24 protein-coding genes are annotated in these 26411 nt (G+C 68.0%); 11 read left to right on the top strand and 13 right to left on the bottom strand.

The genetic code is table 11. The features are described 5' to 3' along the window. Positions 1-62: 62 nt before the first annotated feature. The 8 genes from ASC46_RS10835 to ASC46_RS10800 all read right to left on the bottom strand — a co-directional run bounded on the left by ASC46_RS10835 (position 63) and on the right by ASC46_RS10800 (position 10303). A complete protein-coding gene (locus tag ASC46_RS10835) occupies positions 63-1355 on the bottom strand; it encodes a M16 family metallopeptidase (protein WP_055459311.1) in 1293 nt (430 codons plus the stop codon). Positions 1356-1393: 38 nt separating this feature from the next. Beyond that, positions 1394-2722 carry a M16 family metallopeptidase gene (locus ASC46_RS10830; protein ID WP_055459310.1) on the bottom strand — a complete coding sequence of 443 codons (1329 nt, stop codon included), beginning with the start codon at positions 2720-2722 and terminating at the stop codon, positions 1394-1396. A gap of 157 nt (positions 2723-2879) precedes the next feature. Next, positions 2880-3599 (bottom strand): hypothetical protein, encoded by a 720-nt coding sequence (locus ASC46_RS10825; protein ID WP_055459309.1) that lies wholly within the window; start codon positions 3597-3599, stop codon positions 2880-2882. A 103-nt stretch (positions 3600-3702) separates the two neighbouring features. After that, positions 3703-4197, bottom strand: a complete 495-nt coding sequence (gene lspA, locus ASC46_RS10820) for a signal peptidase II (RefSeq protein ID WP_055459308.1) — start codon at positions 4195-4197, stop codon at positions 3703-3705. 3 nt (positions 4198-4200) lie between these two features. Further along, a complete protein-coding gene (gene ileS / locus ASC46_RS10815) occupies positions 4201-7167 on the bottom strand; it encodes an isoleucine--tRNA ligase (protein ID WP_055459307.1) in 2967 nt (988 codons plus the stop codon). 274 nt (positions 7168-7441) lie between these two features. Beyond that, the gene (locus ASC46_RS10810) at positions 7442-8629 is read right to left on the bottom strand and encodes a methyl-accepting chemotaxis protein (RefSeq protein ID WP_055459306.1); all 1188 of its coding nucleotides are present in this window, start codon (positions 8627-8629) and stop codon (positions 7442-7444) included. Between the two features lie 135 nt (positions 8630-8764). After that, positions 8765-9781: a bifunctional riboflavin kinase/FAD synthetase gene (locus tag ASC46_RS10805; protein ID WP_055459305.1), complete on the bottom strand. Its 1017-nt coding sequence runs from the start codon at positions 9779-9781 to the stop codon at positions 8765-8767. A gap of 84 nt (positions 9782-9865) precedes the next feature. Beyond that, on the bottom strand, positions 9866-10303 hold the full coding sequence (locus tag ASC46_RS10800; RefSeq protein WP_055459304.1) for a MaoC family dehydratase: 438 nt from the start codon (positions 10301-10303) through the stop codon (positions 9866-9868). Positions 10304-10596: 293 nt separating this feature from the next. Here ASC46_RS10800 and ASC46_RS10795 point away from each other — a divergent pair, with 293 nt between their 5' ends. Next, complete coding sequence (locus ASC46_RS10795) at positions 10597-10980, top strand: response regulator (protein ID WP_019401321.1); 384 nt, start codon at positions 10597-10599, stop codon at positions 10978-10980. A 77-nt stretch (positions 10981-11057) separates the two neighbouring features. Here the strand turns inward: ASC46_RS10795 and ASC46_RS10790 are convergent, their stop codons facing one another. Further along, on the bottom strand, positions 11058-11939 hold the full coding sequence (locus ASC46_RS10790) for a TIGR01459 family HAD-type hydrolase (RefSeq protein ID WP_055459303.1): 882 nt from the start codon (positions 11937-11939) through the stop codon (positions 11058-11060). A 254-nt stretch (positions 11940-12193) separates the two neighbouring features. Here ASC46_RS10790 and aptA point away from each other — a divergent pair, with 254 nt between their 5' ends. Together aptA and ASC46_RS10780 are read left to right on the top strand one after the other, a co-directional pair. Then, entirely contained in the window at positions 12194-13537 is a 1344-nt protein-coding gene (gene aptA, locus ASC46_RS10785) for an omega-aminotransferase AptA (protein ID WP_055459302.1), read from the top strand. Positions 13538-13574: 37 nt separating this feature from the next. Beyond that, positions 13575-14420, top strand: a complete 846-nt coding sequence (locus ASC46_RS10780) for a patatin-like phospholipase family protein (protein ID WP_055459301.1) — start codon at positions 13575-13577, stop codon at positions 14418-14420. Positions 14421-14498: 78 nt separating this feature from the next. On the opposite strand, the gene ASC46_RS10775 is transcribed toward ASC46_RS10780, so the two are convergent. Further along, a complete protein-coding gene (locus tag ASC46_RS10775; protein ID WP_055459300.1) occupies positions 14499-15386 on the bottom strand; it encodes a L,D-transpeptidase in 888 nt (295 codons plus the stop codon). Between the two features lie 244 nt (positions 15387-15630). On the opposite strand from ASC46_RS10775, the gene ASC46_RS10770 reads away from it, so the two are divergent. From ASC46_RS10770 to ASC46_RS10740, 8 genes are all read left to right on the top strand, one after another. Next, the gene (locus tag ASC46_RS10770) at positions 15631-16368 is read left to right on the top strand and encodes a hypothetical protein (protein ID WP_055459299.1); all 738 of its coding nucleotides are present in this window, start codon (positions 15631-15633) and stop codon (positions 16366-16368) included. A 31-nt stretch (positions 16369-16399) separates the two neighbouring features. Beyond that, a complete protein-coding gene (locus ASC46_RS10765; protein WP_082464793.1) occupies positions 16400-17239 on the top strand; it encodes a DMT family transporter in 840 nt (279 codons plus the stop codon). Positions 17240-17427: 188 nt separating this feature from the next. Continuing rightward, a complete protein-coding gene (locus ASC46_RS21245; RefSeq protein ID WP_157672330.1) occupies positions 17428-17592 on the top strand; it encodes a hypothetical protein in 165 nt (54 codons plus the stop codon). 297 nt (positions 17593-17889) lie between these two features. Continuing rightward, positions 17890-18171 (top strand): hypothetical protein, encoded by a 282-nt coding sequence (locus ASC46_RS10760; protein WP_141659680.1) that lies wholly within the window; start codon positions 17890-17892, stop codon positions 18169-18171. A gap of 88 nt (positions 18172-18259) precedes the next feature. Then, complete coding sequence (locus ASC46_RS10755) at positions 18260-18562, top strand: hypothetical protein (RefSeq protein ID WP_055459296.1); 303 nt, start codon at positions 18260-18262, stop codon at positions 18560-18562. Between the two features lie 463 nt (positions 18563-19025). Further along, complete coding sequence (groES, locus tag ASC46_RS10750; RefSeq protein WP_055459295.1) at positions 19026-19313, top strand: co-chaperone GroES; 288 nt, start codon at positions 19026-19028, stop codon at positions 19311-19313. A 43-nt stretch (positions 19314-19356) separates the two neighbouring features. Next, on the top strand, positions 19357-20994 hold the full coding sequence (gene groL, locus ASC46_RS10745) for a chaperonin GroEL (protein ID WP_055459294.1): 1638 nt from the start codon (positions 19357-19359) through the stop codon (positions 20992-20994). Between the two features lie 302 nt (positions 20995-21296). Continuing rightward, positions 21297-23399 (top strand): ABC transporter ATP-binding protein/permease, encoded by a 2103-nt coding sequence (locus ASC46_RS10740; RefSeq protein ID WP_055459387.1) that lies wholly within the window; start codon positions 21297-21299, stop codon positions 23397-23399. Positions 23400-23618: 219 nt separating this feature from the next. On the opposite strand, the gene ASC46_RS10735 is transcribed toward ASC46_RS10740, so the two are convergent. From ASC46_RS10735 to ASC46_RS10725, 3 genes are all read right to left on the bottom strand, one after another. Then, complete coding sequence (locus ASC46_RS10735) at positions 23619-24056, bottom strand: META domain-containing protein (RefSeq protein WP_425349123.1); 438 nt, start codon at positions 24054-24056, stop codon at positions 23619-23621. Positions 24057-24278: 222 nt separating this feature from the next. Continuing rightward, complete coding sequence (hisG, locus tag ASC46_RS10730; protein WP_055459292.1) at positions 24279-25256, bottom strand: ATP phosphoribosyltransferase; 978 nt, start codon at positions 25254-25256, stop codon at positions 24279-24281. Continuing rightward, a complete protein-coding gene (locus ASC46_RS10725) occupies positions 25253-26377 on the bottom strand; it encodes an ATP phosphoribosyltransferase regulatory subunit (protein ID WP_055459291.1) in 1125 nt (374 codons plus the stop codon). The genes hisG and ASC46_RS10725 overlap by 4 nt, the downstream gene beginning before the upstream one ends. Positions 26378-26411 lie beyond the last annotated feature (34 nt).

Raw genomic sequence — 26411 nt, 5'->3', positions numbered from 1 at the left:
GTGCTCGGCACCCTTGCGCGGCAGACCGGGGCAAGGGCGCCCCCTCGAAAGGGCAACGCCCTCTACAGCCCTTCGGGCCGGCCCACGGCGACCACAAGCATCTCGCCGCCCGCAAACAGGCGCTCCGCCGCGCGGCGCACGTCGGCCATGGTGACGGCTGCAACGAGGGCATTGCGCCGGTCGATATAGTCGATGCCGAGGCTGTCGATAGCGATCTGCAGCAATTGCCGCGCGATCTTCGTCGAGGTGTCGAAGTGCAGTGCATAGGAGCCGATGAGGAACTGCCTCGCCTTTTCGAGCTCGTCTTCACCCGGCCCCTTGGCAAGGAGGTCCGCGATCTCGGCGCGGATCACGGACAGCGATTCGGCGGCGCGCTCGTTCTTGGTCGCCGTCGAGCCGGTGAAGAGGGCGCTGTTGCGCAGCGGCAGCAAGGCCGTGTGGACGCCATAGGCGAGGCCGCGCTTCTCGCGCACCTCCTGAAAGAGACGCGAGGTGAAGGCACCGCCGCCCAGGATGTGGTTTAGGACATAGGCGGGCAGATAATCCGCATCGCGGCGTGCAACACCCGGCCCGCCGAACCGGATCACCGACTGCGGTACGTCGAGGTCGACGACGACGGGCGCAGCCGCCGTTGCCGGCGGCATGTCCGCCGGCGGCATGACCCCGGCGGTCGCGGGCAAGGTGCCGAAGACGTCGTCGAGCCGCGCGGCAAGCGTCTGCGCATCAATGGCACCCACGGCCGTGACGAAGAGGTTGGACCGCGCCATGGTAGCGTCGCGCATGGCCGTGACATCGTCGCGCGTGATCGCTGGCACCTCCGCGAGCGTGCCCTGGGGCGGGCGCCCGTAGGGATGGTCCGGGAAGGCGTGGCGGAAGAACTGCTCCTGCGAGATGGCATCGGGATCCTTCAGGACATGGCGCAGGCCTGCCTCCACCTGCGCCCTGACGCGGGCGATGGCATCGGTGTCGAAGCGCGGCTCGCAGACGGCGAGCCTGAGCAGGTCGAAGGCCTCGTCCGCATTGCGGCGCAGGGTTTTCAGCGAGCCGCGCAGGGTGTCCCGGTCGGCGTAGAAACGCAGCTCGATGGCCCGGTCCGCGAGCATCTGCTGGAAGGCGGCGGAATCGTGCGGGCCGGCGCCCTCGTCAAGCAGGCCGGCGAGCATCGTCGCCGTGCCGCCCTTGCCTGCGCCATCCTGGGCGGTGCCGCCGAGAAAGGCGAACTCAAGCGCCACCAGGGGCACGGCATGCTCCTCGACCAGCCAGGCCTCGATCCCGCCGGGGGATACGACGCGCTGCACCCGATGCGTCGCCCGGGAAGACTTCTCGGCGATCGTCGTGACGGCACTCGTTGTCATGGCGGATCCAGTCGAAACAGGGGTCGGTGGACGACGAATCAATCGGCGTGAGCGAGATGGCCGATGACGGCACGGCGCGCGATGAGGAATTTGCGGGCCGCGTCCACGACCTCCTCGGCCGTCACGGCCTCGATGCGGGCGGGCCAGGCATCGACCTCCTCCACCGTTTCGCCGACGGCGAGCGCCGCCCCGTAGATGCGGGCGAGATGGGCCTGGTTGTCAGCGGCATAGACCATCTCGGCGATGAGGCGGGTCTTGGCACTCGCGAGCTCCGCCGGCTCGACGCCGCGGGCAAGAAAATCGGCGAGGACGCCATCGAGCGCCTCGTCCAGCCTATCGAGGGAGATATCGGGCTTGGGCACCGCATAGACGAGGAAGCGGCTGTCATCCAGCATCCCGGACAGGTAGTAGGCGCCGGCGGACACCGCGATGTCGCGCTTCATCACGAGTTCGCGGTAGAGCACCGATGTCGCGCCGCCGCCGAGGATCTCGGCGAGCACGTCGAGCGCATAGGCCTCGCTGCCCGTCTGCGTGCGGGCGGACGGCACGAGATAGGCGCGCTGCACGTAGGGCTGTTCGACCTTGGGATCGGCCACAGTCACCTTGCGCAGGGCCCGCGGTTCCGGCTCGCGCGGACGCTGCCGCTGGGGCCGCGTGCCGCGCGGCTTGACCTTGCCGTAGGTCTTCTCGGCGAGTGCGCGTACCTCCTGCGCCTCGACATCGCCAGCGACGACAAGGATGGCATTCTCTGGTGTGTAGAAACGCTCGTAATAGGCGAGCGCATCGGCGCGGCTGAGATTCTCGATCTCGTGCATCCAGCCGATGATGGGCGTGCCGTACGGGTGGTGCACGTAGAGCGCCGCCTCCATCGCCTCGCCGAGCTGAGCGGAGGGGTCGGTCTCGACGCGCATGCGCCGTTCCTCCAGCACCACATCGCGCTCGGGATCGACGACATCGTCGCTGAGCACGAGGCCGGTCATGCGATCGGCCTCGAATTCCATCATCGTGCCGAGGTGCTCCTTGGCAACGCGCTGGAAATAGGCCGTGTAGTCGTAGGAGGTGAAAGCGTTTTCCTGCCCGCCGAGGGCGGCGACGACCTTGGAGAACTCCCCGGCGGGATGTTTCGCCGTTCCCTTGAACATCAGATGCTCGAGGAAGTGGGCGATGCCGGACTTGCCGGCCGGGTCATCCGCAGAGCCGTTGCGATACCAGACCATGTGGGTGACGACAGGCACCCGCCGATCCGGAATGACGACAACGTCGAGCCCATTGTCGAGGCGGAAGGTGTGGGTCTGCGCGGCTGCGCCCTCCGGCACCTGATGCCGGGTCGCGGTGGGCGTGAGGTCGGCGGGAGGGGTGTCTGTCATGGTGTTTTCCGGTCGGAGCGCCTGGGACGGATGGGCCGCTGGAAAGCGGCGCGCCGGCTGCATACAACAGCCGGCGCGGCAAGCCCTGTGCCGGACGATCCGGGGGCCGGCCGTGCGCGGCCTACGCCCTGGGACATGGGTTGCAGGCGCGCGCTTGTCACCGGTTGCGGCGCGCTTCCTGATTGATGAAGCCGCGCGGATCGCCGTCCTCGGGCGCGGAGGTGGCGGGGGCGCGCTGGCCCTTGCCGATGGGGGCCTCGGGCGAGGGCAGGCGGTATCCGGCCGGCGGCTCCGTCAGCGCCTGGCGCTGCGGCTCCTGGCCGTAGGCGATCGGCGGCGCGTCGGGATTGCGGCCGTTGGAGTAGCGCAGCTGGTTCGGATTGACCCAGTGCGTCTCGCGGCAGTTGTCACCGTAGCACGGATTTGCAATCGGCTGCGGCGCGCTGTTCGCACCCGTGCCACGGACGGCGAGCAACTCCTGGCTCGACATTCGGCCGCCCTGCGACACCATCTGGTCATTGCGCACAGGCACCGGCCGGCGCGCCGCAGCAGCGGCTTCCCGTGCCTTGGTGACGTCGGGATCCTTTGGCCAGGCGGGATTGGCCGTCAGCCGCTCGCCATCGCGCGGCGGCGGCAGCACATTCGTCGACGGCGGCACGACGAGGGGCGCACGCTCGCGATAGATGATCGCGTCTTTTTCGCCTTCGATGATGCCGAGCGAGCCGAGCAGGTTCTTCATGAAAACGCCGCTCTCGTCCTGCGCCTGCGCCGGCCCCGGGTGGGCAAGGGCAAACGCGAATGCGGCGATGGCGGCCAGGAGCCCCGCCTTCATGAGGCCGGGCTTGGCGAGGCCGGACGTCACGTCGTTTCGCGTCATGATCCTATCCCATCAACAACAACCGGCGTTCTCGTGCCGGTACGCCACGTTTCTGCGACCGGTGCGGCGATAGTGAGGCGCAGCGCCGGCGCGAGGCGGGCCGTCAGCCGCGCGGCGCGGCCGAGCGCCTGCGCTCGAGGAAGAAGGAGTCATACAGAAGGAGCACCACGCCCGCAACGATCGCCGCATCGGCGACATTGAACACATACCAGCTGAAGGAGCCCGCGTGCAGATGCACGAAGTCGAGCACCGCGCCATAGATCAACCGGTCGATGGCATTGCCGACCGCTCCGCCGATGAGGAGGCCGAGCCCGACCGCTATCGCCCGGTGTACGCCGCGCGTCAGCCAGACCGACAGGCCGACCGCCGCCGCGAAGGACAGGACGATCAGCGCCCAACGGCCGGCCTCGCTCGACTGCTGGAAGAGGCCATAGGAGATGCCCCGGTTCCAGACCAGCGTCAGCGACACGAAGGGCGCGAGCACGACCGGCTCGGTCCAGGTCGTGATCTCGGCGACGAAATAGAGCCAGAGTTTCGTCGCCTGATCGAGCGCCAGCGTGATGAGCGCGATGAGGAAGCCGGACCGGGTGTGCGTCATGCGTCAGGCGGCCTTGTGACGGGCATCCCACTCGCGCAGCGCCGCGGCATCGCGCGGCGTCACGTCCGGATAGTCGGCATCCTTGCCGACGTCGGGCGAGATCTTCCACGAGCGGGCGCACTTGCGCCCCTGCGCCTTTGCCGGCACCACGGCGGCGCCGGGTACGTCGTCCAGCCGGAAGGCCTCCGCCGGACCCTCGCCGTCCGTAACGGTGATGGCGGATGTGATGCAGATTTCGGCGAAGTCGACATCGCCCAGAAGCCGGCGCAGCTCGGGGTCCGTCACATGCACGACGGGCGCCGCCTCGAGGCTCGAGCCGATGCGCTTCTGGGCCCGCTCGATCTCGAGCGCGCCGGTGACGACGCGGCGCACGCGCCGGATCCTCGCCCAGCGGCTTGCGAGCTCGTCGTCGCGCCATTCGGGCGGGATGATCGGGAACTGCTCCAGATGCACCGAGCCCGCATCGCTGCCGAAGCGGGCGAGCCAGGCCTCCTCCGCGGTGAAGACGAGGACCGGCGCAAGCCACGTCACGACGCAGCGGAAGAGCTGGTCGATGACCGTCAGCGCGCTGCGGCGCGTCAGGCTCGACGCCGGGTCGCAATAGAGCGCGTCCTTGCGCACGTCGAAATAGAAGGCGGACAGATCCGACGTCATGAAGGCCGCGAGCAGGGCGACGACGCGCTTGTAGTCGTAGGCGGCATAGGCCTTGCGCACCTCGCCGTCGAGCTCGCAGAGCCGGTGCAGCATCAGTCGCTCCAGCTCCGGCATGCGGTTCGTCGTCACGAGCTCGCGCGCGTCGAAATGGTGCAGCGTGCCGAGCATCCAGCGAATGGTGTTGCGCAGCTTGCGGTACTGGTCGACGACGCTCTTCAGGATCTCCGGGCCGATGCGCTGGTCGTCCCAATAGTCGACCGAGGCTGTCCACAGGCGCAGGATGTCGGCGCCAAACTGTTTGATGACGTCCTGCGGGGCGACCGTGTTGCCGAGCGACTTCGACATCTTGCGGCCCTGCTCGTCGAGCGTGAAGCCGTGCGTGACGACGACGTCGTATGGCGCGCGCCCGCGCGTGCCGCAGCTCTCGAGCAGCGAGGAGTGGAACCAGCCACGATGCTGGTCCGAGCCCTCGAGATACATCACCCGGCCGTGCCCGCCGTCGACGCGGCGCCTGGTTTTGAGGTCCGGCCGCACCTCGAGCGTAAAGGCATGGGTGGAGCCGGAATCGAACCACACGTCGAGGATGTCCATCACCGGCGTCCAGGCGGATGGATCGTCGACGAGGCCGTCCAGGAAGCGGCGCGGGTCGGCGCTGAACCAGGCATCCGCCCCCTCCGCCTCGAAGGCGGCGGCGATGCGGGCGGACAGTTCCTCGCTCGCGGCGAAACCGGGACCGGGGGCGAGTTCGACAACGTTGCCGCTGTCATCCTCTCGCACGAAGACCGTGATCGGTACACCCCAGGCGCGCTGGCGCGAGATGACCCAGTCCGGGCGATTCTCGATCATGCCGTTGATGCGGTTCTCGCCCGCCTGTGGCACCCACTGCGTGGCGGCGATGGCCTTCAGCGCCCGCGCGCGCAGCGTATCGCCCGGCCCGTCGAGCGGCTTGTCCATGGCGATGAACCACTGCGGCGTGTTGCGGAAGATGAGCGGCGCCTTGGAGCGCCAGGAATGCGGGTACTGGTGCTTGAGACGGCCTCGCGCGGCGAGCTTGCCGGTCTCGATCAGGGCCTTGATGACGCGCTCGTTGGCATCGCCCTCGCGGCCCTTGTCATCGAGCACCCGGGCGCCGGCAAAGAGCGGCACGTGCGGATAATAGGCTCCGTCGGGCCCGACCGTGTGCGGCACGTCCGGCGTGCCGGCGGCGGCGAAGGCGGCCTTGTGCGTCGCCCAAAGGTTGTAGTCGTCGGCGCCGTGCCCGGGTGCGGTGTGCACGAAGCCCGTGCCGGCGTCGTCGGTCACGAAGTCGCCGGCAAGGAGCGGCACGCCGAAGTCATAGCCCTGGCCGGCGAGCGGATGGGCGCACAGGAGGCCGGCAAGGTCCTTTGGCGCGACGGCGGCGATGCGGTGCCAGCGCTCGACGCGCGCTGCCTTCATGACCTCGTCGGCGAGCTTGTCGGCGAGCACGTAGCGCTCGCCCTTCACCGCCCAGTTGCCGGCCGGAGCGTCGCTGACCTCGTAGAGGCCGTAGGCGATGTCGTCGGCATAGGCGATGGCGCGGTTGCCCGGGATGGTCCAGGGCGTCGTCGTCCAGATGATGACGGAGGCGCCGTCGAGTGGCGTGCCCGAGCGAGCCTTGACCGGGAACTTGACGTAGATGGTCGGCGAGGTGTGCTCCTGATACTCCACCTCCGCCTCGGCGAGCGCCGTGCGCTCGACGATCGACCACATGACGGGCTTGGAGCCGCGATAGAGCTGGCCGCTCGCCGCGAACTTCATCAGTTCGCGGGCGATCTGCGCCTCGGCCGGATAGGCCATGGTGAGATAGGGATGCGCCCAGTCGCCCTCGATGCCGAGGCGCTTGAACTCCTCGCGCTGCACGTCGATCCACTTCTGCGCGAAGGCGCGGCACTCGCGGCGGAATTCGACGACCGGCACCTCGTCCTTGTTGCGGCCCTTGGCGCGGTACTCCTCCTCGATCTTCCATTCGATCGGCAAGCCGTGGCAGTCCCAGCCGGGCACGTAGTTGGCGTCGTGGCCCAGCATGGTCTGCGAGCGGACGACGAGGTCCTTCAGCACCTTGTTGAGCGCGTGGCCGATGTGGATGTGGCCATTGGCGTAAGGCGGGCCGTCGTGCAGCACGAAGCGCGGGCGGCCCTTGCCGGCCTCGCGCAGGGCGGCGTAGAGGCCTACACGCTGCCAGTGGGCGAGAATATCGGGCTCGCGTTCGGGCAGTCCGGCGCGCATTGGGAACGATGTCTGCGGCAGGAACAGCGTTTCGGAATAGTCGCGAGCAGGGGGAGAGGGAGCGTTCATGGATCGGCCGGTTCGGGTAGGCGCAGCGCGCATGCGGCGCCCGGGATGTTGCGGCAAGCGGTTGAGGGGCCCGAATGGGCCCGCGTGACCCCGGACCTTCGCGGGTACCCGCTCTCGGGTGCCTCAGGCGAAGGCCGGGCCGTTAATTCGCAGCTTGAATCGAGGCTCGGTCATGGCCGTCTTCTACGCATCTTTCCACAAAGAGGCCACCGGTTTTCGAACAAAACCGCCGCCGGCACAAGCCGGCCCGTCGCTGCTGCCACGAGGCCGGGCGTCAGGCGACGCGCAATGGCCTTTCGCCGGGCTCGGACTCGCCCGCGAGGGCCTGCGCCTGGGCCCCGAGATCACGTATGAGGTCGCCAAGCCGTTCGATGCAGGCGGCGAGGTCGCGGTCGGCCGGGGGCGTCGGCACGTCCTGAGGCTCTCCCCGCCGGCCGGCTGCCGCCACCGCCTCGATGGAGCGGGCAATCTCCTGGGTGGCGCTGCTCTGCTGGTTCACCGCCTCGGCAATCGTCATCGTCATCGAGTCGATGGAGGTGATCGTTCCCGAGATCGTTTCGATGGCCTCGACCGCCTGGGCCGTCGCGGTTTGCATGGCGGCGATCTGGCCGCGGATCTCGTCGGTGGCGCGGGCGGTCTGGTTTGCGAGCGCCTTGACCTCCTGGGCGACGACGGCGAAGCCCCGGCCGGCCTCGCCCGCGCGGGCCGCCTCGATGGTAGCATTGAGTGCGAGGAGGTTCGTCTGTTCCGCAATGGCGGTGATGAGGGTGATGACCTCGCCGATCTTGGCACTCGACTTGTCGAGCGCCTTGACGAGATCGCTCGTCGCCCGCACCTCGCGCACCGCCCGCGCGGCGATGCCGGAGCCCTGCTGCAACTGCCGGCCGATCTCCGAGATTGAACTCGTCAGCTCGACGGCGGCGGCCGCAGCCGTCTGGACACCGCCGTTTGATGGCCGGCGCGGTAGACGGCGATTTTCCTCGAACGACATTGCGAGCTGGTGTCGCAGTGTCTCGAGCTCCGTGCCGAGTTGGCTCACGCGGCCGTTGATGAGGCCGACCGTCTCGGCAAGTTGCGCGCGGTTTGCCTCCCGGGCACGGTTGCGGTCATCGCGCAGCGAGTGGAGCTCGCGCCGCACGGCCGACAGTTCGCCCTCCTGCTCGCGGGCGATGATGAGCCGCCGGCGCAGTTCCTCGACCGCGCGCGCCGTCTCGCCCGTGGGGCCATCGTCACCTGTATGGGGCACGAGGACGTCGAACCGCCCCCCGGCGAGGCGCGCGAGGCTGTCGTCGAGCAGCCTGCGGGAACGTGGTGGACGCGGCGCGAAACCGACCGCGACGAGCGTGATGAGGACGGCGGCAGCGAGAAGAAAAGGCATGAAATGCTCGTCGCTCTCCATGGCCAGGGCCTGCTGGACGGCGAGAATGGCGACCGTGCCGAGGAAAAAGCCACCGGCGCGCATGAATAGCGGAGAATGTTTTTCTAAGGAAATTCGAGAAAACGGCATTCTGGGCATCGTCTTGGCAATGAGCGGATCGGAATGCTGCGATCTTTGCCGAGACGGGTTAAAGATTGGTGGAACAAGGCCCTTTTTGGATCAGGATTGCTGGGGACAAAGCAGCGACGGCGCGCCGAGATTGGATTCGCCCAGCAGGTGGCGGGCCTCGGCGCTATCCTTGTCCATCTGTCCGATGAGAGCCTCGACCGTGACGAAACGCTCCTCCGGGCGCAGGAAGGCGACGAATTCCACATCCATCGCGCGCCCGTAGAGGTCGCCGCGGAAATCGAAAAGGTGCACCTCGAGCAGCGGCGCGCCGTTGTCGAAGGTCGGCCGCCGGCCGAAGCTCGCGACCCCCATGTGGACGGTGCCAGCCACGGCGGCGCGAACCGCATAGATGCCATGGCGCAACCCGCAGTCGGGCGCGAGCGCCAGATTGGCGGTGGGATAGCCGAGATCGCGACCGCGTTTGTCGCCGTGGCGGACGGTGGCGCGCACCAGCCAGCGATAGCCGAGGAGTTGGTTGGCTCGGCCGATGTCGCCCGCGGCAAGGCTGGCGCGGATGGCGCTCGACGACACGGCCTGCCCGTCTTCCGTGACCGGAGGCAGGATGCGCACGGCAAGACCGAGCGCGGCACCGTGCTCCTCCAGGAAGGCGGGCGTGCCCTGCCGGCCCTTGCCGAAGTGGAAGTCGTGTCCCACGACCACGCCCCGGACGCCGAGCCGCTCGACGAGCAGCTTCTCGATGAAGTCGTGCGCGGTCGTCGCCGCGAGCGCGGCATCGAAGTGAAGCTCGATCATGCCCGCAAGGCCGAGCCGGGCCGCCACCATCGCCTTCACGTCCGGCGGCGTGATGCGGAAGAGCGGCTTCTCGGGTGCGAAGAAGCGCCTCGGATGGGGTTCGAAGGTCAGGAGCGCCGCCGGCGCGGCCTGCTCGCCCGCCAGTGCGACCGTCGCCGCGACGATCGAGCGGTGCCCGCGGTGCAGCCCGTCGAAATTACCGATGGCGACCACCGCGCCCCGCAGCGCCACGGGCATGTCGCCCTCGCCGCCCCAATGCACGAAGGCCTCGTTGCGGGCGAAAAACGGCGAATCGGGCGGGACGATCGAGGGCATCGGCTCTCGCGGCTCGGGACACATGTGCCCGGTTGCGGGCGCGGCGGACCCTGCCAAGAACACGGGCGGCTGGTCAAGCGTCGATCAGAGGCCGGCGCGCGAGGGCACGGCGACCCAGGCCTCGCCCTCGAGCACGGCCTTGCCGTCACAGACGCAGTCGCAGAACAGGCGCACCCGCCGCCGCTCCGGCACGAGTTCGGCCACCTCGACCGTCGCGGTGACGACGTCGCCGATGCGCACGGGTGCCAGAAACTGCAGCGTCTGCGAAAGATAGACGGCGCCCGGGCCGGGAAGGCGCGTGCCCAGAACGGCCGAGATGAGGCTTGCCGTGAACATGCCGTGGGCGATGCGCTGGCCGAAGCGGGTCTGCGCCGCATAGGCCTCGTCGATGTGGATCGGGTTGCGGTCCCCGGTCACGCTGGCGAAGCCCGTGACATCGTCTTCCATGACCGTGCGCATCAGTCGCTCGCGCATGCCGATGCTCAGGTCCTCGAAATAGAAGCTGCGCATGACCTCCAACATGATGCCTTCCCGCTGTTGCGGCCGATGCGGCAGATACCTGCGCCAGTGCCGGGCGGCGGCCTCTCTATGCGGCATCGCACCATTCTACTTATTGCGCCGCACCATGCCATGCGACTTTCGGCCACCCGCATGCGCAAAGGTTGATGCCAAATTTCACCGCATCTGATGTAATTAACCTGATCGCAACAGGGGCATTCTAGGGTAGGGGCATGACGACAACCGTTTCTTATAAGCCAGCCGGGTCGGGACGCCATGGCGGGCATATGCGCCGTTGCCGTTGACCGGAGCAGACCATGGCCCTTGATCTCTCGATGCCGATCCTGATCGTCGACGACTACCAGGCGATGGTCCGCATCATCCGCAATCTGCTGCACCAACTGGGCTTTGAAGATGTCGACGAAGCGCCGGACGGCCCGAGCGCGCTCGCCAAGATGCGCGAGAAGACCTATGCGCTCGTCATCTCCGACTGGAACATGGAGCCCATGTCGGGCTACGATCTCCTGCGCGAGGTGCGCGCCGAGGAGGCCTGGCGCTCCATTCCGTTCATCATGGTGACGGCCGAATCGAAGACGGAGAACGTCATCGCCGCGAAGAAGGCCGGCGTGAACAACTACATCGTCAAGCCGTTCAACGCCCAGACCCTGAAAGCCAAGATCGAATCGGTCTGCGGCGTCTGAGCGACGCCGTCAGCGGACGAACGTCTCGACGATCGCCTGCGGGCGGTGCAACACGTCCTCGAGCCGTGGCGAAGTCGCTACCAGACGAGGCTCTCGATGATCGCCTGCGGGCGATGCGTCGCGTCTTCGAGCCACGCTGCAAGGGCGATCTCGTCGAGGCTGCCGCCGAGCGGGCTGATCTCGGCCGCATGGATGCCGCGCGTCACGAGCAGAGCATCGGCTCCGATGCTGTGGGCGCCGGCCACATCGGTACGGATCGCATCGCCGATGGCGAGCACGCGCGACACCGGCACGTGCGCGCCGCGGATGCGCTCCGCCTCGCCGAGGGCACGCTCGTAGATCGGCTTGTGCGGCTTGCCCGCGTAGGTCACCGTCCCGCCGATCTCCTCATAGGCTGCGGCGAGCGCGCCGGCGCAGTAGATGAGCGCCGTGCCGCGCTCCACGACGAGATCGGGATTGGCGCAGACCATCGGCAGACCACCGGCATGCATCTCGGCGAGGAGACCGGCATAGTCGTCCGGCGTCTCGCGCTCGTCGTCGACGAGGCCGGTGCAGACTGCGTAGCGGGCGCCCGCCGCTGTCGTCAGGGGCGCATCGAGACCGTCGAATAGCGGCAGGTCGCGGTCCGGCCCGATATGGAGGAGGGGCTCGCCTGGCCGGGCAGCGATCTGGCTGCGCGTGACGTCGCCGGAGGTGACGGCCGCGTCATAGGCCTCGCGCTTCACGCCGAAACCGTCGAGCAGCGTCAGGACGTCCCCGTTCGGGCGGGGGGCGTTGGAGACGAGCACGACCTGGCCGCCGCGTTGGCGGAACCGCTGGAGGGCTTCGCCCGCCTGGGCGAAGGCCTCGAGCCCGTTGTGCAGCACGCCCCAGATGTCGCACAGGATGACGTCGTAGCGATCGGCGATCGTCCGAAGTCCCTGGATGATCGGAGGCGGGGAGGCAGGCCGGTCGGTCATGTCTTGGATGGCCTCATGTTCGATAGGCGCTCCGGGAGGGTCCGGACGAGCGGTCCACCCCGGGCTGCGAGGAAGGTCCCGGCGCTAATGCCGGGAGGCGGTTGTGTCAAGCGCGGCCCAGGTGTCGGGCGCAGCATATGTCGCAGGGCGGGCGGCCGGTTCGATTGTTCCTCTTCGGCGCGGCTCTTGATAGCTTGGCATCATAATGGCCGCGGGATCCTGTCTCCCGCGGCCCAAACCGAACGGGAGCCACGATGTCCGCCTCTGCCGCCCACGACCACGCGCTCGCGCCGAACGACCTCGAAGCGTTCTGGATGCCCTTCACGGCCAACCGTGCCTTCAAGAAGAAGCCGCGCATGGTGACCGGCGCCAAGGACATGCACTACCTGACGGCCGAGGGCCGCAAGGTGGTCGACGGCGCGGCGGGGCTGTGGTGCTGCAACGCCGGTCACAATCGCGACCCGATCGTTTCGGCCATCCAGGCGCAGGCCGGCGAGCTCGACTATGCGCCTGCCTTCCAGTTTGGCCAGCCCAAGGCCTTCGCGCTCGCGGCCCGCATCGCTGCGCTGGCGCCGGGCGACCTCGACCACGTCTTCTTCGCCAATTCCGGCTCGGAGGCCGTGGACAGCGCCCTCAAGATCGCGCTGGCCTACTGGAACATCACGGGCAAGGGCTCCAAGACGCGCCTCATCGGCCGCGAGCGTGGCTATCACGGCGTCGGCTTCGGCGGCATCTCGGTCGGCGGCATCGTGCCGAACCGCAAGTTCTTCGGCTCGCTGCTGACGGGCGTCGACCACCTGCCGCACACCTACAACCGCGAGGAGCAGGCCTTCTCGCGCGGCGAGCCGGCGTGGGGCGCGCATCTCGCCGACGAACTGGAGCGCATCGTCGCCCTGCACGACGCCTCGACCATCGCGGCCGTCATCGTCGAGCCCATGGCCGGCTCCACCGGCGTGCTGCCGCCGCCCAAGGGCTATCTGAAGCGCCTGCGCGAGATCTGCGACAAGCACAACATCCTGCTCGTCTTCGACGAGGTCATCACCGGCTTCGGCCGCCTCGGTTTCGCCTTCGCGGCCGAGCGCTACGGCGTCGTGCCGGACATGATCACCTTCGCCAAGGGCGTCACGTCCGGCACCGTGCCCATGGGCGGCGTGCTCGTGCGCAAGGGCATCTACGAGGCCTTCATGCAGGGGCCGGAGCACGTCATCGAGCTCTTCCACGGCTATACCTATTCGGCCCATCCGCTCGCCTGCGCCGCCGGCCTTGCGGCGCTCGACGTCTATCGCGACGAGGGTCTGTTCGAGCGCGCCCGGGCCCTCGAGGGCGCCTGGGCGGACGCGATCCACGGGCTCAGGGGTCTGCCGGGCGTGCTCGACATCCGCTCCGTCGGCATCGTCGGCGCCATCGACCTCGCGCCGCTCAAGGATGCACCGGGCCGGCGCGCCTTCGAGGCGATGGACCGCGCCTTCCACGAGTTCGATCTCATGGTGCGCATCACCGGCGATACCATCGCGGTCTCGCCGCCACTCATCCTGACCGAGAGCGACATCGGCGACATCGCCGACAAGCTCGGCAAGGTCATCCGGGCGGTCGCCTGATGCCTGTGCGCCGCCGTCGGCCAGCCGGGCAGCGGCGATGACGGCGGCGTCCGGCACCTCGATCGGCCTTGCGCTCGGCGGGGGCGGGGCGCGCGGCCTCGCCCACATCGCGGTCATCGAAGTGCTCGACGAACTCGGCCTCAGGCCGGCCGTCATTGCCGGCACGTCCATGGGGGCGATCATCGGCGCTGCCCATGCCGCCGGCATCGGCGGTCGCGACCTGCGCCGGCACGTGCAGGACACGCTGCGCGATCGCACGGCGGTGCTGACCCGCCTGCTGCAGGCCCGCGTCGGCCGCTTGTCGCAGCTCTTCGCGCGCGGCCATGCCAACCCGGTGCTGATCGACGGCGAGAAATTCCTCGACCTGTTCTGGCCGCAGAGCGTGCCGGAGCGTTTCGAGGATCTCGCCGTGCCGCTCCTCGTCGTGGCGACGGATTATTATGCGCGCTCGGAGGTTGTCATCGGCGCGGGGGCGCTCGTCTCGGCCGTTGCCGGCTCGATGGCCATTCCGGGGCTCGTGCGGCCCGTCGTCGCCGGCGGGCGGGTACTCATCGACGGCGGCGCCACCAACCCGCTGCCGTTCGACCACCTTCTGCCGCGGGCCGACGTCGTCATCGCCGTCGATGTCGTCGGCGGCGCGGCGCGTGAGACGGACGGCGTGCCCGATCCGATCGAGACGATGTTCGGCGCCTCGCACATCATGCAGGCGGCCATCGTCGCCGGCAAACTCGCCGCCGGCCCGCCGCACATCATGGTGCGGCCCCCGGTCGGCGCCTTCCGTGGGCTCGACTTCTTCAAGGCGAAGGCCATTTTCGCCGCGGCCGATCTCGTCAAGGATGGCCTCAAGCGCGACATCGCAGCCGCGCTCGAAGCGCGCGCCTGAGGCGCCGTGGTGATGCCCTTCGGACATCACGCGATCCACCAGGTCCCGGGCTCCCTATAAAGCAGCCGAAGGCTCCGCTCAGCTGACGACGACGCGGGTGCCGATGCGCACGCGGTTGTAGAGGTCGATGACGTCCTTGTTGAGCATGCGGATGCACCCGGAGGACACGGCGCGCCCGATCGTGTGCGGCTCGTTCGTGCCGTGGATGCGATAGAGCGTCTTGCCGAGATAGAGGGCGCGCGCGCCGAGCGGATTGTCGGGCCCGCCGGCCATGTGGCGCGGCAGGTCGGGCCGGCGCTTCAGCATCTGCGCCGGCGGGCGCCAGTCGGGCCACTCGCGCTTCATGCTGATGCTCTCGCTGCCGCGCCAGGAGAAGCCCTGGCGGCCGACGCCGATGCCATAGCGGATGGCGCGCCCGCCCGGCTCGACGAGATAGAGGAAGCGGCTAGCCGTATCGATGATGATCGTGCCCGGCTTGTGTGGGCCCGTGTAATCTACGACCTGTCGCGCGTAGCGCGGCTCGGGCGCGCGCATCGGCTGTAGCTCGGCTGCATCGGGCAGGGCGGCGTGGCGCACGTTCCCCGATGGCAGGCGTTCCCATGTCCGTTCAGTGTCGAGCGCGGCATCGAGGGGATCGGACGGCGGGACCGCGTGGATCCGACCGATGCTGCCGGAGGAAGGGGCGACGATGCGCACCGGAGGCCCGGTCCGCCGACCCGCCGTGGGGCTCCGGCCCGTTACCAGCATCTCGATGAAGCCGCCGCCGAGGTCGGCGCGGCGCACGGGCTGCCGCTCGGCCGCGGCTGCCATCTCGCGCGCCCCGGGCGCCTGGATGACCCTGGCCGATGGCAGGGGCGCACGCGTGCCGGTGCCGTAGATGACGGTCTGCGCCCCCGCGGGGCCTGCGGGCAGGGCTAGGCCGCAGGCGAGCGCTGCGGCGAGAGACAAGCGATGGATGGGCAACATGGCTGAACCTGCAATCGATGACGGCATATGATGCCAATGCAGCCGAAGACTTGCGAAACGGGCTCGCCAAATGGTGAACGCCGCGGGCTTTCCGCTCCATGAGCCGGCCGGAGGCGGTGTTTTCCGTCGCGATGGTTAGCGGCTGGTGCCGAGGCGTCCTTAACGATGGATTTAACTCGGTCGGCTACCAATCGGTGTCTTTGCATCGCGGCGACACATTCGCCGCATCCCGGATGAGCAGGCCATGTCGACGCTTCCCGCACGTGCGCGCTATCGCAATGTGACCTCCCTCGACGTCATGCGCATCGACCGGCGCGAGCGTGTGCTGGCGGACCGCCGCATGCCGCGCATCGACACGAGCCGGGCCGAGATCATGGCCGCGCTCGACGATATCCGGGAGATGCTGGAGATCTTCCGCCCCATGCAGCGCCAGGCGCTCGGTCTCATGGACGACTACCGCCGCGAGGCGGCGGAGGTGGCGCGCCTCAGCCAGGAGGTGGCGGGCCTGCAGGGGACGGTTGCCGCTGTGCGGCAGGAACTCGCCGCCATCGGTCACGGCACGGGTGATAGCTCCGTCGCCCGTATCGCCCTGACGGAACTGAGCGCGGTGGGCGACGAGACGGCCCATGCTGCCGGCGACATCCTCGGCGCTGCCGAGGTCATCGCCGCGGAGGCGCGCAGACTCAAGCAAAGTGGTGAGCCGGAGAACGTCGGTTCGGCCGAGAGCATCATGGGCCAGCTCATCAAGCTCTACGAGGCCTGCAATTATCAGGATCTAACACAGCAGCGCGTCGCCAAGATCCGCCGCCACCTCGAAGGGCTGGCGGCACATCTCGACGAACTGGCAGCGATCGTGCAGGTGGCGCCGCGGCAGATGACGGCCCGCAGGGCCGCCAACGACGCGCAACTGCTCAACGGTCCTGCCGTTGCAGGCGCGCCTGGGCACCTGCGGCAGAACGAGATCGACGGCTATTTCGAATAGCCCCTCAGCGTCGGCGCAGATGGAGAGGGTGATGACGGGCGCCTTCGGCCGCGCGGTTCTGGGCATTGCGCTCCTGTCGGCCATGGATGCGCTCATCAAGGCGGTGGCGGCGCGCTACCCCACCTTCGAGATCACCTTCCTGCGCTTCGCCTGCGGCACGCTCGTCGCCGGCGCGGCGCTCGCCGTGCGCAGACCCGGCTGGCCGACGCGCGAGACAGTCGTTGCCAACAGCTGGCGTGCCCTGCTCGTCGTGGTCACCGCGACCTCCTTCTTCTACGCGCTCGGCCGCCTGCCGCTGGCGGAGGCGCAGGCGCTCGCCTTCCTCGCCCCGGTCTTCATCGCCTTCTTCGGCGTCGTGCTGCTGCGCGAACGCATCGACGGGCGCATCGTCGTCGCCCTGCTGGCCGGCTTCGCCGGCATGGTGATCATCGTCCACGGCTCCGGCACCTCGGGCGGCGCGCGTTCGTGGGACGGCATCGCGGCGGCGCTCGCCGCAGCCGTGACCTACGCCTTGTCGATGGTGATGCTGCGGGCGCGGGCGACGCGCGACCGCGTCGAGACCATCGTCTTCTTCCAGAACATCGGGCCGGCACTCGTGCTCGCCGCGCCCGCCGGCGCGGTTTGGGTGCCGCCTCACGTGTCCGACTTGTCGCTGTTCCTCGCCATCGGCTGTCTCGGCGCCATCGGGCATCTCATCCTCGCCACGGCCTTCGCCCGGGTTGAGGCGGCGCGCCTCGCGCCGCTCGAATACACCGCCCTCATCTGGGCGGTGGCACTCGGCTATCTTTTCTTCGGCGAGGTGCCCTCGCTGCAGACGCTCGCCGGCGGTGCCCTGATCGTCCTCGGCGCGCTTGCGACAGTCCGCCGCTGACGGCGGGCGGGAGATGGTTAGGAAATTGTGAGTTTAGAAATAGCAACGTCATAGCAGTTGCGCTGTTCAGTTGGTCTTTGCATCATATCTTGTGAGCGATGATGACTGTATATCTATGTCATAATCGAAATATCGCTCGTTTTTCAGGGGCATTATCGGCCCGTATATTGATATTTTGGAGGTATATCATGGCTTGCTCGTGCTGTCAGAAGAATGGGGCTTCGAATGCTGGTGCGGCCTCTGCCGCCGGTGTGCAGGACGCCCAGAAGCAGAAGCGCTCCGCGGATGATTTCCAGGAGATGCTGGCGCAAGTGGCAATGCAGGCGCAGCAGTCCCAGAACATCCAGAAGTGACATCGTGCCGTGATGGTGAATTGGTTCGGATCGTGACCGACGTTTCGGCCCGGATCAGCTGCGTCACCCTGTCGTAACATGTCGCGACGACTCCCCCGGAGCCGCGGATTGTCCCCGGCTCCGGGTGAGGAGCGCTGCAGACCGGCGGCGCTGCCGAATCCTCGTTGCCGATCGCACAGGGCCGCATGCCGCGGCCGTTGCATCGGGCGGATGAGCGCGGATCAGCGCGTGCTTTTCAGGTGCAGGTGCTTGCCCGTTACCGGGCGGAATATGATCGATCTATCGGTGAGGTTCAGAATGTCATACAGAATCCAGCCCAACGGTCAGGGCAGCTTTATCGGCAATATTGGCCAGAATGATTTCATGGGTACCCTGAAACAGCTGCAGCAGATGATGCAGCTGGTCAAGCTGCTGCAACAGCTGCAGCAGTTCCTGGGGCAGGGCCAGTCGCCGTGCTGCGGCAACGGCCAGGGCCAGAAGCAGCCGCCGTGCTGCGGCAACGATCAAGGCTACGGCGATCTCAGGCTGACCGGACTGACGGCCTATTTCGGGCTGTCGGGGACATCCGGAGCGTTCTGAACGCTCGGGCCTGCCCGGCCGCGCCAGCCACGGTGCCATATGCCCGGCCGGTGCGGCCGGCTGCCCATCACGCTTGAGGAACCGCGTCATGGTGGACATGCTTTCGGGATCTGCCGACCGATCGACGGATCAATGGAATGAGCACGGCGGCGGCGATCTTCCGGATGTCATACAGCTTGCGAGGGAGCAGGTCGGGCAGCTGACGAGGATGCTCGCAGGGCGGCAGGGGGCGCAGGAGGCTGCGATCGCGCGGCTGGCCGGGGAAATGGCGTGGCTGCTGCGTGACATGGCGGGCCAGCCGGCGCTGCAGGGGCAGCAGATGGCGCGGCTGGACCACCTGATGAACCAATTGGCCCAGCTGATGAACGATCCGCCGCGGGATCGCGGATAGTACATGCCGGCACGAGGGCGCTGTCCTCGTGGCAGGGATGCGCGCAAGCGGTCTCGCCCCCGGTTCGCCGCGACTGGCGCCGCGCCCATCCGCAATCGCGGGGCAATGCTCTCACTCGCCGCCCTGCAGGATATCATGGTGCGTCGCAGAAAAGGGCGGGGCCTTCGTGAGGAGGTCCCGCTCTTGGCGTGTCGGCGCGTGATCATGCGCGCAGCGAGGCGGGCAGAGCCGCCGATGCCCGGCATGGTGGCGCCGGCGGTGCCGGCCCGTTAACCATCCCGGCTGAGAGGCCGCCCGCGCGAAGGCAGCGTGCAGCGTGACGGCGAATTTGTCGCGACCGTGCCTTGACTCTCCAGCGCCGCCTGCCTATCTCCGCCCGAGCCTTGGCACTCGCTTCTGTCGAGTGCTAACAGGCCCCGCATGATCAGCGCGTTCCGCTGCTTTCTTTGAGAGGACACGTCTCATGAAGTTCCGTCCGCTGCACGACCGCGTGGTCGTCCGCCGTCTCGACAGCGAAGAGAAGACCAAGGGCGGCATCATCATCCCCGACACGGCCAAGGAAAAGCCGCAGGAGGGCGAGATCGTCGCCGTCGGTCCCGGCGCCCGCGACGACAATGGCAAGCTCGTTGCCCTTGATGTCAAGAAGGGCGATCGCGTGCTCTTCGGCAAGTGGTCGGGCACCGAGGTGAAGATCGACGGCCAGGACCTCCTTATCATGAAGGAGTCCGACATCATGGGCGTGATCGGCTGAGCCGCCCCTCCCCCATCTTGAGTTTCAGGCAGGAGTTGAGCACATGGCTGCCAAGGACGTAAAATTTTCGGCTGACGCGCGCGAGAAGATGCTGCGCGGCGTGGACATTCTCGCCAATGCGGTGAAGGTGACGCTGGGCCCGAAGGGCCGCAACGTTGTGATCGAGAAGTCTTTCGGCGCGCCGCGCATCACGAAGGACGGCGTGACGGTCGCCAAGGAAATCGAGCTTGAGGACAAGTTCGAGAACATGGGCGCGCAGATGGTGCGCGAGGTGGCCTCGAAGACGAACGATCTGGCCGGTGACGGCACCACGACGGCCACGGTCCTCGCCCAGGCGATCGTGAAGGAAGGCGCCAAGTCGGTCGCCGCCGGCATGAATCCGATGGACCTCAAGCGCGGTGTCGACATGGCCGTGGCCGAGGTCATCAAGGACATCGAGAAGCGCGCCAAGAAGGTGAAGTCCTCCGACGAGGTCGCGCAGGTCGGCACCATCTCGGCGAACGGCGACCGCTCCATCGGCGAGATGATCGCCGAGGCGATGCAGAAGGTCGGTAACGAGGGCGTCATCACGGTCGAGGAGGCCAAGAGCCTCGAGACCGAGCTCGACGTCGTCGAGGGCATGCAGTTCGACCGCGGCTACCTCTCTCCGTACTTCATCACGAATGCGGAGAAGATGGTCGCGGAGCTCGACGATCCCTACATCCTCATCCACGAGAAGAAGCTCTCCTCGCTGCAGGCCATGCTGCCGGTGCTCGAGGCGGTCGTCCAGACGGGCAAGCCGCTTCTGATCGTCGCCGAGGACGTCGAGGGCGAGGCGCTCGCCACGCTCGTCGTCAACAAGCTGCGCGGCGGCCTCAAGGTCGCGGCGGTGAAGGCGCCGGGCTTCGGCGACCGCCGCAAGGCCATGCTCGAGGACATCGCCGTCCTCACCGCCGGCCAGACGATCTCCGAAGACCTCGGCATCAAGCTCGAGAACGTGACGCTCGACATGCTCGGTCGCGCCAAGAAGGTGCGGATCGACAAGGAGAACACCACGATCGTCGACGGTGCCGGCAAGAAGAAGGACATCGAGGCCCGCGTGCAGCAGATCAAGGCGCAGATCGAGGAGACCACCTCGGACTACGACCGTGAGAAGCTGCAGGAGCGTCTTGCCAAGCTCGCGGGCGGCGTGGCCGTCATCCGCGTCGGCGGCGCCACCGAGGTCGAAGTGAAGGAGAAGAAGGACCGCGTCGACGACGCCCTCAACGCCACGCGCGCGGCCGTCGAGGAAGGCATCGTCCCGGGCGGCGGCACAGCCCTCCTGCGTGCCAAGGCGGCCGTGGCGAAGCTCAAGAGCGACAACGCCGACGTACAGGCCGGCATCAATATCGTCCTGCGCGCGCTCGAGGCGCCGATCCGCCAGATCGCCGAGAATTCCGGCGTCGAGGGCTCGATCGTCGTCGGCAAGATCTCCGAGAACAAGTCGCAGACCTTCGGCTTCAACGCGCAGACTGAAGAGTTCGTGGACATGCTCGAGGCCGGCATCGTCGATCCGGCCAAGGTCGTGCGCACGGCCCTGCAGGACGCCGCCTCGGTCGCTTCGCTCCTCATCACGACGGAGGCGATGGTCGCCGACAAGCCGAAGAAGGAAGCGGCCGCGCCCGCCATGCCGGGCGGTGGCATGGGCGGCATGGACTTCTGAGGAAGTCCATCCGCCCAAGCTGAGGCAAGTGCTTCGGCCGACTGGATCGGCCGAAGTGGCGGCATGGACTTCTGAGGAAGTCCATTCGGCCAGAGACGGAAGGGCCCGGCATCGCCGCCGGGCCCTTTTTCGTTGGCCAGGCGCTAAGGGGCGATTCCGCCGGCGATCCCTGTACCTGTTTCCGCCGTCTTTCTGCCGCTTTACAAAAGCGTTAGGTGCAGCGCCTGTCGAATTCCTGTAGGAGACGAGGCGGATTTCGGATGCCGGCGGTGCCGGCCCTTCTGGCGGGACAAGCGGACTTCATGAAGCTCATAGCCATTGTCGTTGCGGCCGCGTCCGCAGCCTTTCTGGCGCTGTCGCAGGGGCAGGCGAACGCCCTGCCGCTCTTCGTGCCGGTCAGCGGTTTCGTGCTCGCGGCCATCCTGTGGCTGGCGCGCGACATCTCGATCTTCCTGCGCATCTTCATGGGCATGTATGCGCTCGGCTATCTGCTGATCGCGGCGGCCAACACACTCGCCAGCTACGGCCTCGTGCCGCAGACGCTGGCGGCGCTCGTGCCGCCGGCCTTCATGGCCACCGCTTCCGTCTGCTTCGCGGGTCTCGTCTTCGGCGTCTCGTTTATCCCGGTCGTGCGCACGATCACGAACCTTGCCGACCCCTACTTCTATTCCATCCGCAGCGGCGAAGAGAACTTCAGCTGGTTCGGCCGGCTCTTCCGCTCCGAAGGGCGGGCGGCGGTCGCGATGGTCGCCGCCATCATCGCCACGAACTTTGTGCAGGTTGGCCTCAACATCAAGTTCAACCTCTGGTACCGCGACCTGTTCGACGCGCTCCAGAACAAGAATGCGGACGCCTTCTGGTATCAGATCTGGTGGGTGTTCATCCCGCTGCTGGTGTTCTGGATCATCTTCCAGCTGCTCGATTTCACCATCGACACGATCTTCCGCATCCGCTGGCGGCAATGGTTGACGGAGAGCTATTTCTCGCGCTGGCTCGACCGCTCGACGCACTACAAGATGGGGGTCGCCGGGCAGAACGCGGACAACCCTGACCAGCGCATCTCGGTCGACGTCGCCGCCTTCATCTCGAGCACCATGACCCTGTCAACGCAGATGATGGCGCAACTCGCCACGCTGGTCTCGTTCACGGTGCTGCTGTGGGGCCTCTCCGAGGGTTTCACCTTCCCGGGCACTGCCGTCGTCATTCCCGGCCTTCTCGTGTGGGTCGCCGTCGCCTATTCTCTCGTCGGCACCATCCTGACGCATCTCATTGGCCGGCCGCTCATCCGGCTCGACTTCCTGCAGGAAAAGTTCGAGGCGAATTTCCGCTTCTCGCTGGCGCGCCTGCGTGAATATGGCGAGCAGGTCGCGCTGCTGCGCGGCGCCGATGCCGAGAAGGCGAACCTGCGCGGCGGCTTCGCGCAGGTCATCACCAATGTCATCGACATCCTCAAACGCCGCCTCAAGATCGAGGGCTTCCGCTTCTCGTGGCAGCAGATGAGCGTCGCCTTCCCCTATCTCTTCATGGGGCCGTATTTCTTCCTCGATCGCATTACGCTCGGGCAGCTGCAACAGGGCGCGCAGGCTTTCGGCCAGGTCAATGCCTCGCTCTCCTTCTTCATCTCGGCCTATACGACCCTTGCCGCCTATAAGGCGACGATCGACCGTCTGGTGACCTTCGAGGATGCCATGGGCCGCGCCGAAGTGATCGGCACCGTGCCGCCTCACATCGAGCGCAAGACCGCGCCGGAGAATGCGCTGGTGATCCGCGACCTCAGGGTCGACCTGCCGCACGGCGTCAGGATCGTGGAGATCGACCGGCTCGACCTCAGGGCCGGGGAGCCGGTGCTGGTCAACGGGCCGTCGGGTTCCGGCAAGTCGACACTGTTCCGCGCGCTCGCCGGCATCTGGCCCTACGGCTCGGGCGAGGTCGACGTGCCCGAGGGGCGCAGCGTCATGCTGTTGCCGCAGCGGCCTTACATCCCGCAGGGCAACCTGCGTGCCGCCATCTCCTATCCGGCCGTGGCCGGGGCCTATGACGACGCGGCCATCAGGGCGGTCCTGATCGCCGTCGGCCTGCCGGCGCTGGTGAACCGGCTGGACGATGACGACAACTGGGGGCAGCGTCTGTCGGGCGGCGAGCAGCAGCGTCTCGCCATCGCGCGGGCGCTGCTCGCAAAGCCGGACTGGTTGCTCCTCGACGAAGCCTCCTCGGCGCTCGACGAGAAGAGCGAGCGGGTCCTCTACGAGGCGATTGCGGCGGCCCTGCCGGACACCACGATCGTCTCCATTGGCCATCGCTCGACACTTGCCGCCTTCCATGACCGGCGTATCGATCTGCAACCGATGGACGATGGTGTGGCGCGGCCGGTCGATCTCGCGCGTGAACCGGTGCCCGTCGGCTGATCGGTCCGGGAAGGGTGCACCGGCACGAGCCGACGCGGACAGTTGCATGAAGCGCAGCCGCGATTCGGCATGCCTCGTCGTCCTCACCCGTGCCGGGGGCCTCCATGCCTCACGCTCGCTTCCGCCGCCGGCGTGTCGCCCTTCTTTCGATCATGCCGGGAAGCGGCGACTGGTATTCCTCTTCGGCGCCACCGTTGCCTCCAGCGCATCCGATGCCGCTCAGAGCACCCGCTCGAAGCGCAGCGTGCCGCTCTCGCCGGTCAGCACCAGTTGGCCGTTGACGAGGTCCCACTTGCGCGCCGTGCGCAGGGCGACGAGGAAGGCGCGCTCGGCGGCCATCACCTGCTTGCCGCAATCCTTCTTCGTCATGGCCAGCGGGCCGACGGCGAAGCCCTGGTCGCGCAGCGGATAGGCCGTGGCCGAATAGGTGTTGCACATGCCAAAGCCGCGGGCGCGATACTGGGCATCGAGGGCGAAGCCGGGCCGGTCGCCGGAATAGGGCTTGTCGTTGAGGCTGATGGCCACCCAGCTCGTGCCGACGGGGAACTGCTTCTCGGCCTGCTGCGGCACGTTGGTCTGCCGCTCCTTCTCGCGCGCCGCCTGGGCCGCATTGTTCGGCTGGCCGGACCGCGTCTGCGCGAGCGCGGGAGCGGCCATGGCGAGCGCGATTGCGCCGAGCACGCAGAAACGAACGGACGAACGAGACAACACTTGCTCTCCCCCTCACCGGTATGATGCGGCGCCCTTTCGCGGGCACCGTCATCGAGCCGACGATCCATGGATCGGCGCGACCATAAACGCGGCGCGGGGCACCTGCAATGGCCGGTGTCACCCAACCAATCTATGCGCGTTGATGGCAAAGGCGTGGCGGCTGCGCCACTAGCCAAGGCGCGTGAACAGCCGCTCGCTTAGCGCGTTGCTGGCGCGGAAGACATAGTCGAGCGCACGCACCGTAACCGGCTCGGCGCCGTTGTCCGTCAGCAGGGCGGCGAGCGCGAAGACCCGGTCGGTCGGGCAGTGCACGGTGAGGAGCCCACGCTCGTCCGGGCCCCCGAAGGGCAGACGGCCGCCGTGCCCCTCGATGATCTCGCGCTCCAGTGCCGCATCGAGCGTCCCCACCCGCGCCGTCAGCTCCCGCATCGTGCGCGCCTCCTCCTCCGCCGCGATGCGGGTGAGGATGGTGCGCGCGGCGGCGCGGGCCGTCTCGCTCCAGGGTGCCCTGAGCGAGGCGACGAGATTCGCCTCCGAGCGCAGGATGATGCCGTCGTCGAGGACCTTGAGCGCGTTGGCGGCGAGTGTTGCGCCCGTCGTCGTAATGTCGACGATGATCTCGGCCGCGCCTGTCGCGGGTGCCCCCTCCGTCGCGCCGAGGCTCTCGACGATGCGGTAATCGGCGATGCCGTGGCCGGCGAAGAACTGGCGCGTCAGATTGATGTATTTGGTGGCGACGCGCATCTTGCGGCCGTGGCGCACGCGCATGTCGGCGGCGACATCGTCGAGATCGGCCATGGTGCGCACGTCGATCCAGGCCTGCGGCGCGGCGACGACCACATTGGCATGGCCGAAGCCGAGCGGCGCCAGGAGTTCGACCGCCTCTTCCGCGTCGTGGATCTCCTCGCGCACCAGGTCCTCGCCCGTCACGCCGAGATGGGCGCCGCCCGAGGCGAGCTGTGCGACGATGTCGGAGGCGGAGAGAAAGGCGATCTCGACGCCCGCCACGCCGGCGAGGCGCCCGCGGTAGTCGCGCGCGCCGCGCGACTGCACCACCTCAAGACCAGCGCGGGAAAAGAAGCGGGCGGCGTTCTCCTGCAGCCGGCCCTTCGACGGCACGGCGAGGACGAGCGGGGTGTCGCTCATGATGCGGCTCCGTTGATGCGCTCGATCCAGATGGAGCAGCCGACGGCCGGAATCGTTTCGGCAGCCCCGAGCTGCGACAGGAGGTTGTCGTAGCGGCCGCCGCCGACGATGGGCTTTTCCTCCGGCCGCGCCGGGTCGTGCAGCTCGAAGATGAAGCCAGTGTAGTAGTCGAGGTTGCGCGCGAAATTTGCCGCGAAGGCGAGGCGCGTGACGTCGATGCCGCGCGCGGCCATGAAGCCGGTGCGCGCCTCGAAGGTGTCGATGGCGGCATCGATGGCGAGGTTCGTGTCCCGCGCCAGGGCGCGCAGCGTCGCGGCCGCGCTGTCGGGGTCGCCCTCGACGGCGAGGAAGCGTTCGAGCGTCGCATGCGCCTCGGCCGATAGCTCGCCTGCGCGCGCCTGGGCGCGGGCGAGGAAGCGCTCGGCGATCTCGCCGGCCGTGCGCCCGCCGACCTTGCTGATGCCAGCGATCGCCAGCACGTCCTCGACGAAGGCCCGCGCCGCCTTGGCGTCCTGCCCGGCGATGGCCGCGAGGAGGCCCGCATGGTCGTCGTTGCCGTTGCCGTTCGCCGCGGTTTTCGGTGCATCGACCGGCTCGCCCTGGGTGATGGCGCGCAGCACCCGGCGCCGCGTCGCGGGCGCGAGCCTCAGGGCATCGAGCACGGCCGCGAGCAGGCCCATGTCGCCGAGGCGCACGACCGGCGCCGCAAGGCCGAAGAGCCCGGCCGCCTCCATGGCCAGCGCCAGCACCTCGGCATCGGCCGCCTCGCGGTCGGTACGGCCGAAATTCTCGATGCCGGCCTGCGCAATCTCGCCGATCTCGCCGGCCCGCTGGCGGAAGACGGGGCCGTGATAGCTAAGGCTCGCCGCACTGCCGGCGGCGGGGGAGGCGAGATAGGCCCGGCTGACGGGAATGGTGTAGTCGGGCCTGAGGCACAGCTCGCTGCCGGCCGCATCCTGCGTCAGGAACAGGCGGCGGCGCAGGTCCTCGCCCAAGAGCTCGAGGAACACGTCGACGGGCTGCAGCACGGGCGGCTCGAGGCGCTGATAGCCCTCGCGCGCGAAAAGCCCCATCAGTTCGTCGGTGCGCGCCATCGCGCGCGAATGCGTCGTCGTCACCATGGCCTTCCTGCCTGTCAGGCAGGGTCTTTAGCAA

It is taken from the genome of Chelatococcus sambhunathii, from assembly GCF_001418005.1.
Classification (GTDB): domain Bacteria; phylum Pseudomonadota; class Alphaproteobacteria; order Rhizobiales; family Beijerinckiaceae; genus Chelatococcus_A; species Chelatococcus_A sambhunathii.
This window is presented reverse-complemented; position numbering and strand designations above follow the sequence as displayed.

Coding starts and splice junctions, on each gene's coding strand:
- aptA (WP_055459302.1), top strand. CDS start 12,194: ATGTCCGCCTCTGCCGCCCACGACCACGCGCTCGCGCCGAACGACCTC.
- ASC46_RS10780 (WP_055459301.1), top strand. CDS start 13,575: ATGACGGCGGCGTCCGGCACCTCGATCGGCCTTGCGCTCGGCGGGGGC.
- ASC46_RS10760 (WP_141659680.1), top strand. CDS start 17,890: ATGTCATACAGAATCCAGCCCAACGGTCAGGGCAGCTTTATCGGCAAT.
- ASC46_RS10770 (WP_055459299.1), top strand. CDS start 15,631: ATGTCGACGCTTCCCGCACGTGCGCGCTATCGCAATGTGACCTCCCTC.
- ASC46_RS10740 (WP_055459387.1), top strand. CDS start 21,297: ATGAAGCTCATAGCCATTGTCGTTGCGGCCGCGTCCGCAGCCTTTCTG.
- hisG (WP_055459292.1), bottom strand. CDS start 25,256: ATGAGCGACACCCCGCTCGTCCTCGCCGTGCCGTCGAAGGGCCGGCTG.
- ASC46_RS10775 (WP_055459300.1), bottom strand. CDS start 15,386: ATGTTGCCCATCCATCGCTTGTCTCTCGCCGCAGCGCTCGCCTGCGGC.
- ASC46_RS10795 (WP_019401321.1), top strand. CDS start 10,597: ATGGCCCTTGATCTCTCGATGCCGATCCTGATCGTCGACGACTACCAG.
- ASC46_RS21245 (WP_157672330.1), top strand. CDS start 17,428: ATGGCTTGCTCGTGCTGTCAGAAGAATGGGGCTTCGAATGCTGGTGCG.
- ASC46_RS10765 (WP_082464793.1), top strand. CDS start 16,400: ATGACGGGCGCCTTCGGCCGCGCGGTTCTGGGCATTGCGCTCCTGTCG.
- groL (WP_055459294.1), top strand. CDS start 19,357: ATGGCTGCCAAGGACGTAAAATTTTCGGCTGACGCGCGCGAGAAGATG.
- ASC46_RS10810 (WP_055459306.1), bottom strand. CDS start 8,629: ATGCGCGCCGGTGGCTTTTTCCTCGGCACGGTCGCCATTCTCGCCGTC.
- ASC46_RS10800 (WP_055459304.1), bottom strand. CDS start 10,303: ATGTTGGAGGTCATGCGCAGCTTCTATTTCGAGGACCTGAGCATCGGC.
- groES (WP_055459295.1), top strand. CDS start 19,026: ATGAAGTTCCGTCCGCTGCACGACCGCGTGGTCGTCCGCCGTCTCGAC.
- ASC46_RS10735 (WP_425349123.1), bottom strand. CDS start 24,056: ATGGCCGCTCCCGCGCTCGCGCAGACGCGGTCCGGCCAGCCGAACAAT.
- ileS (WP_055459307.1), bottom strand. CDS start 7,167: ATGAACGCTCCCTCTCCCCCTGCTCGCGACTATTCCGAAACGCTGTTC.
- ASC46_RS10830 (WP_055459310.1), bottom strand. CDS start 2,722: ATGACAGACACCCCTCCCGCCGACCTCACGCCCACCGCGACCCGGCAT.
- ASC46_RS10825 (WP_055459309.1), bottom strand. CDS start 3,599: ATGACGCGAAACGACGTGACGTCCGGCCTCGCCAAGCCCGGCCTCATG.
- ASC46_RS10725 (WP_055459291.1), bottom strand. CDS start 26,377: ATGGTGACGACGACGCATTCGCGCGCGATGGCGCGCACCGACGAACTG.
- ASC46_RS10755 (WP_055459296.1), top strand. CDS start 18,260: ATGGTGGACATGCTTTCGGGATCTGCCGACCGATCGACGGATCAATGG.
- ASC46_RS10805 (WP_055459305.1), bottom strand. CDS start 9,781: ATGCCCTCGATCGTCCCGCCCGATTCGCCGTTTTTCGCCCGCAACGAG.
- lspA (WP_055459308.1), bottom strand. CDS start 4,197: ATGACGCACACCCGGTCCGGCTTCCTCATCGCGCTCATCACGCTGGCG.
- ASC46_RS10835 (WP_055459311.1), bottom strand. CDS start 1,355: ATGACAACGAGTGCCGTCACGACGATCGCCGAGAAGTCTTCCCGGGCG.
- ASC46_RS10790 (WP_055459303.1), bottom strand. CDS start 11,939: ATGACCGACCGGCCTGCCTCCCCGCCTCCGATCATCCAGGGACTTCGG.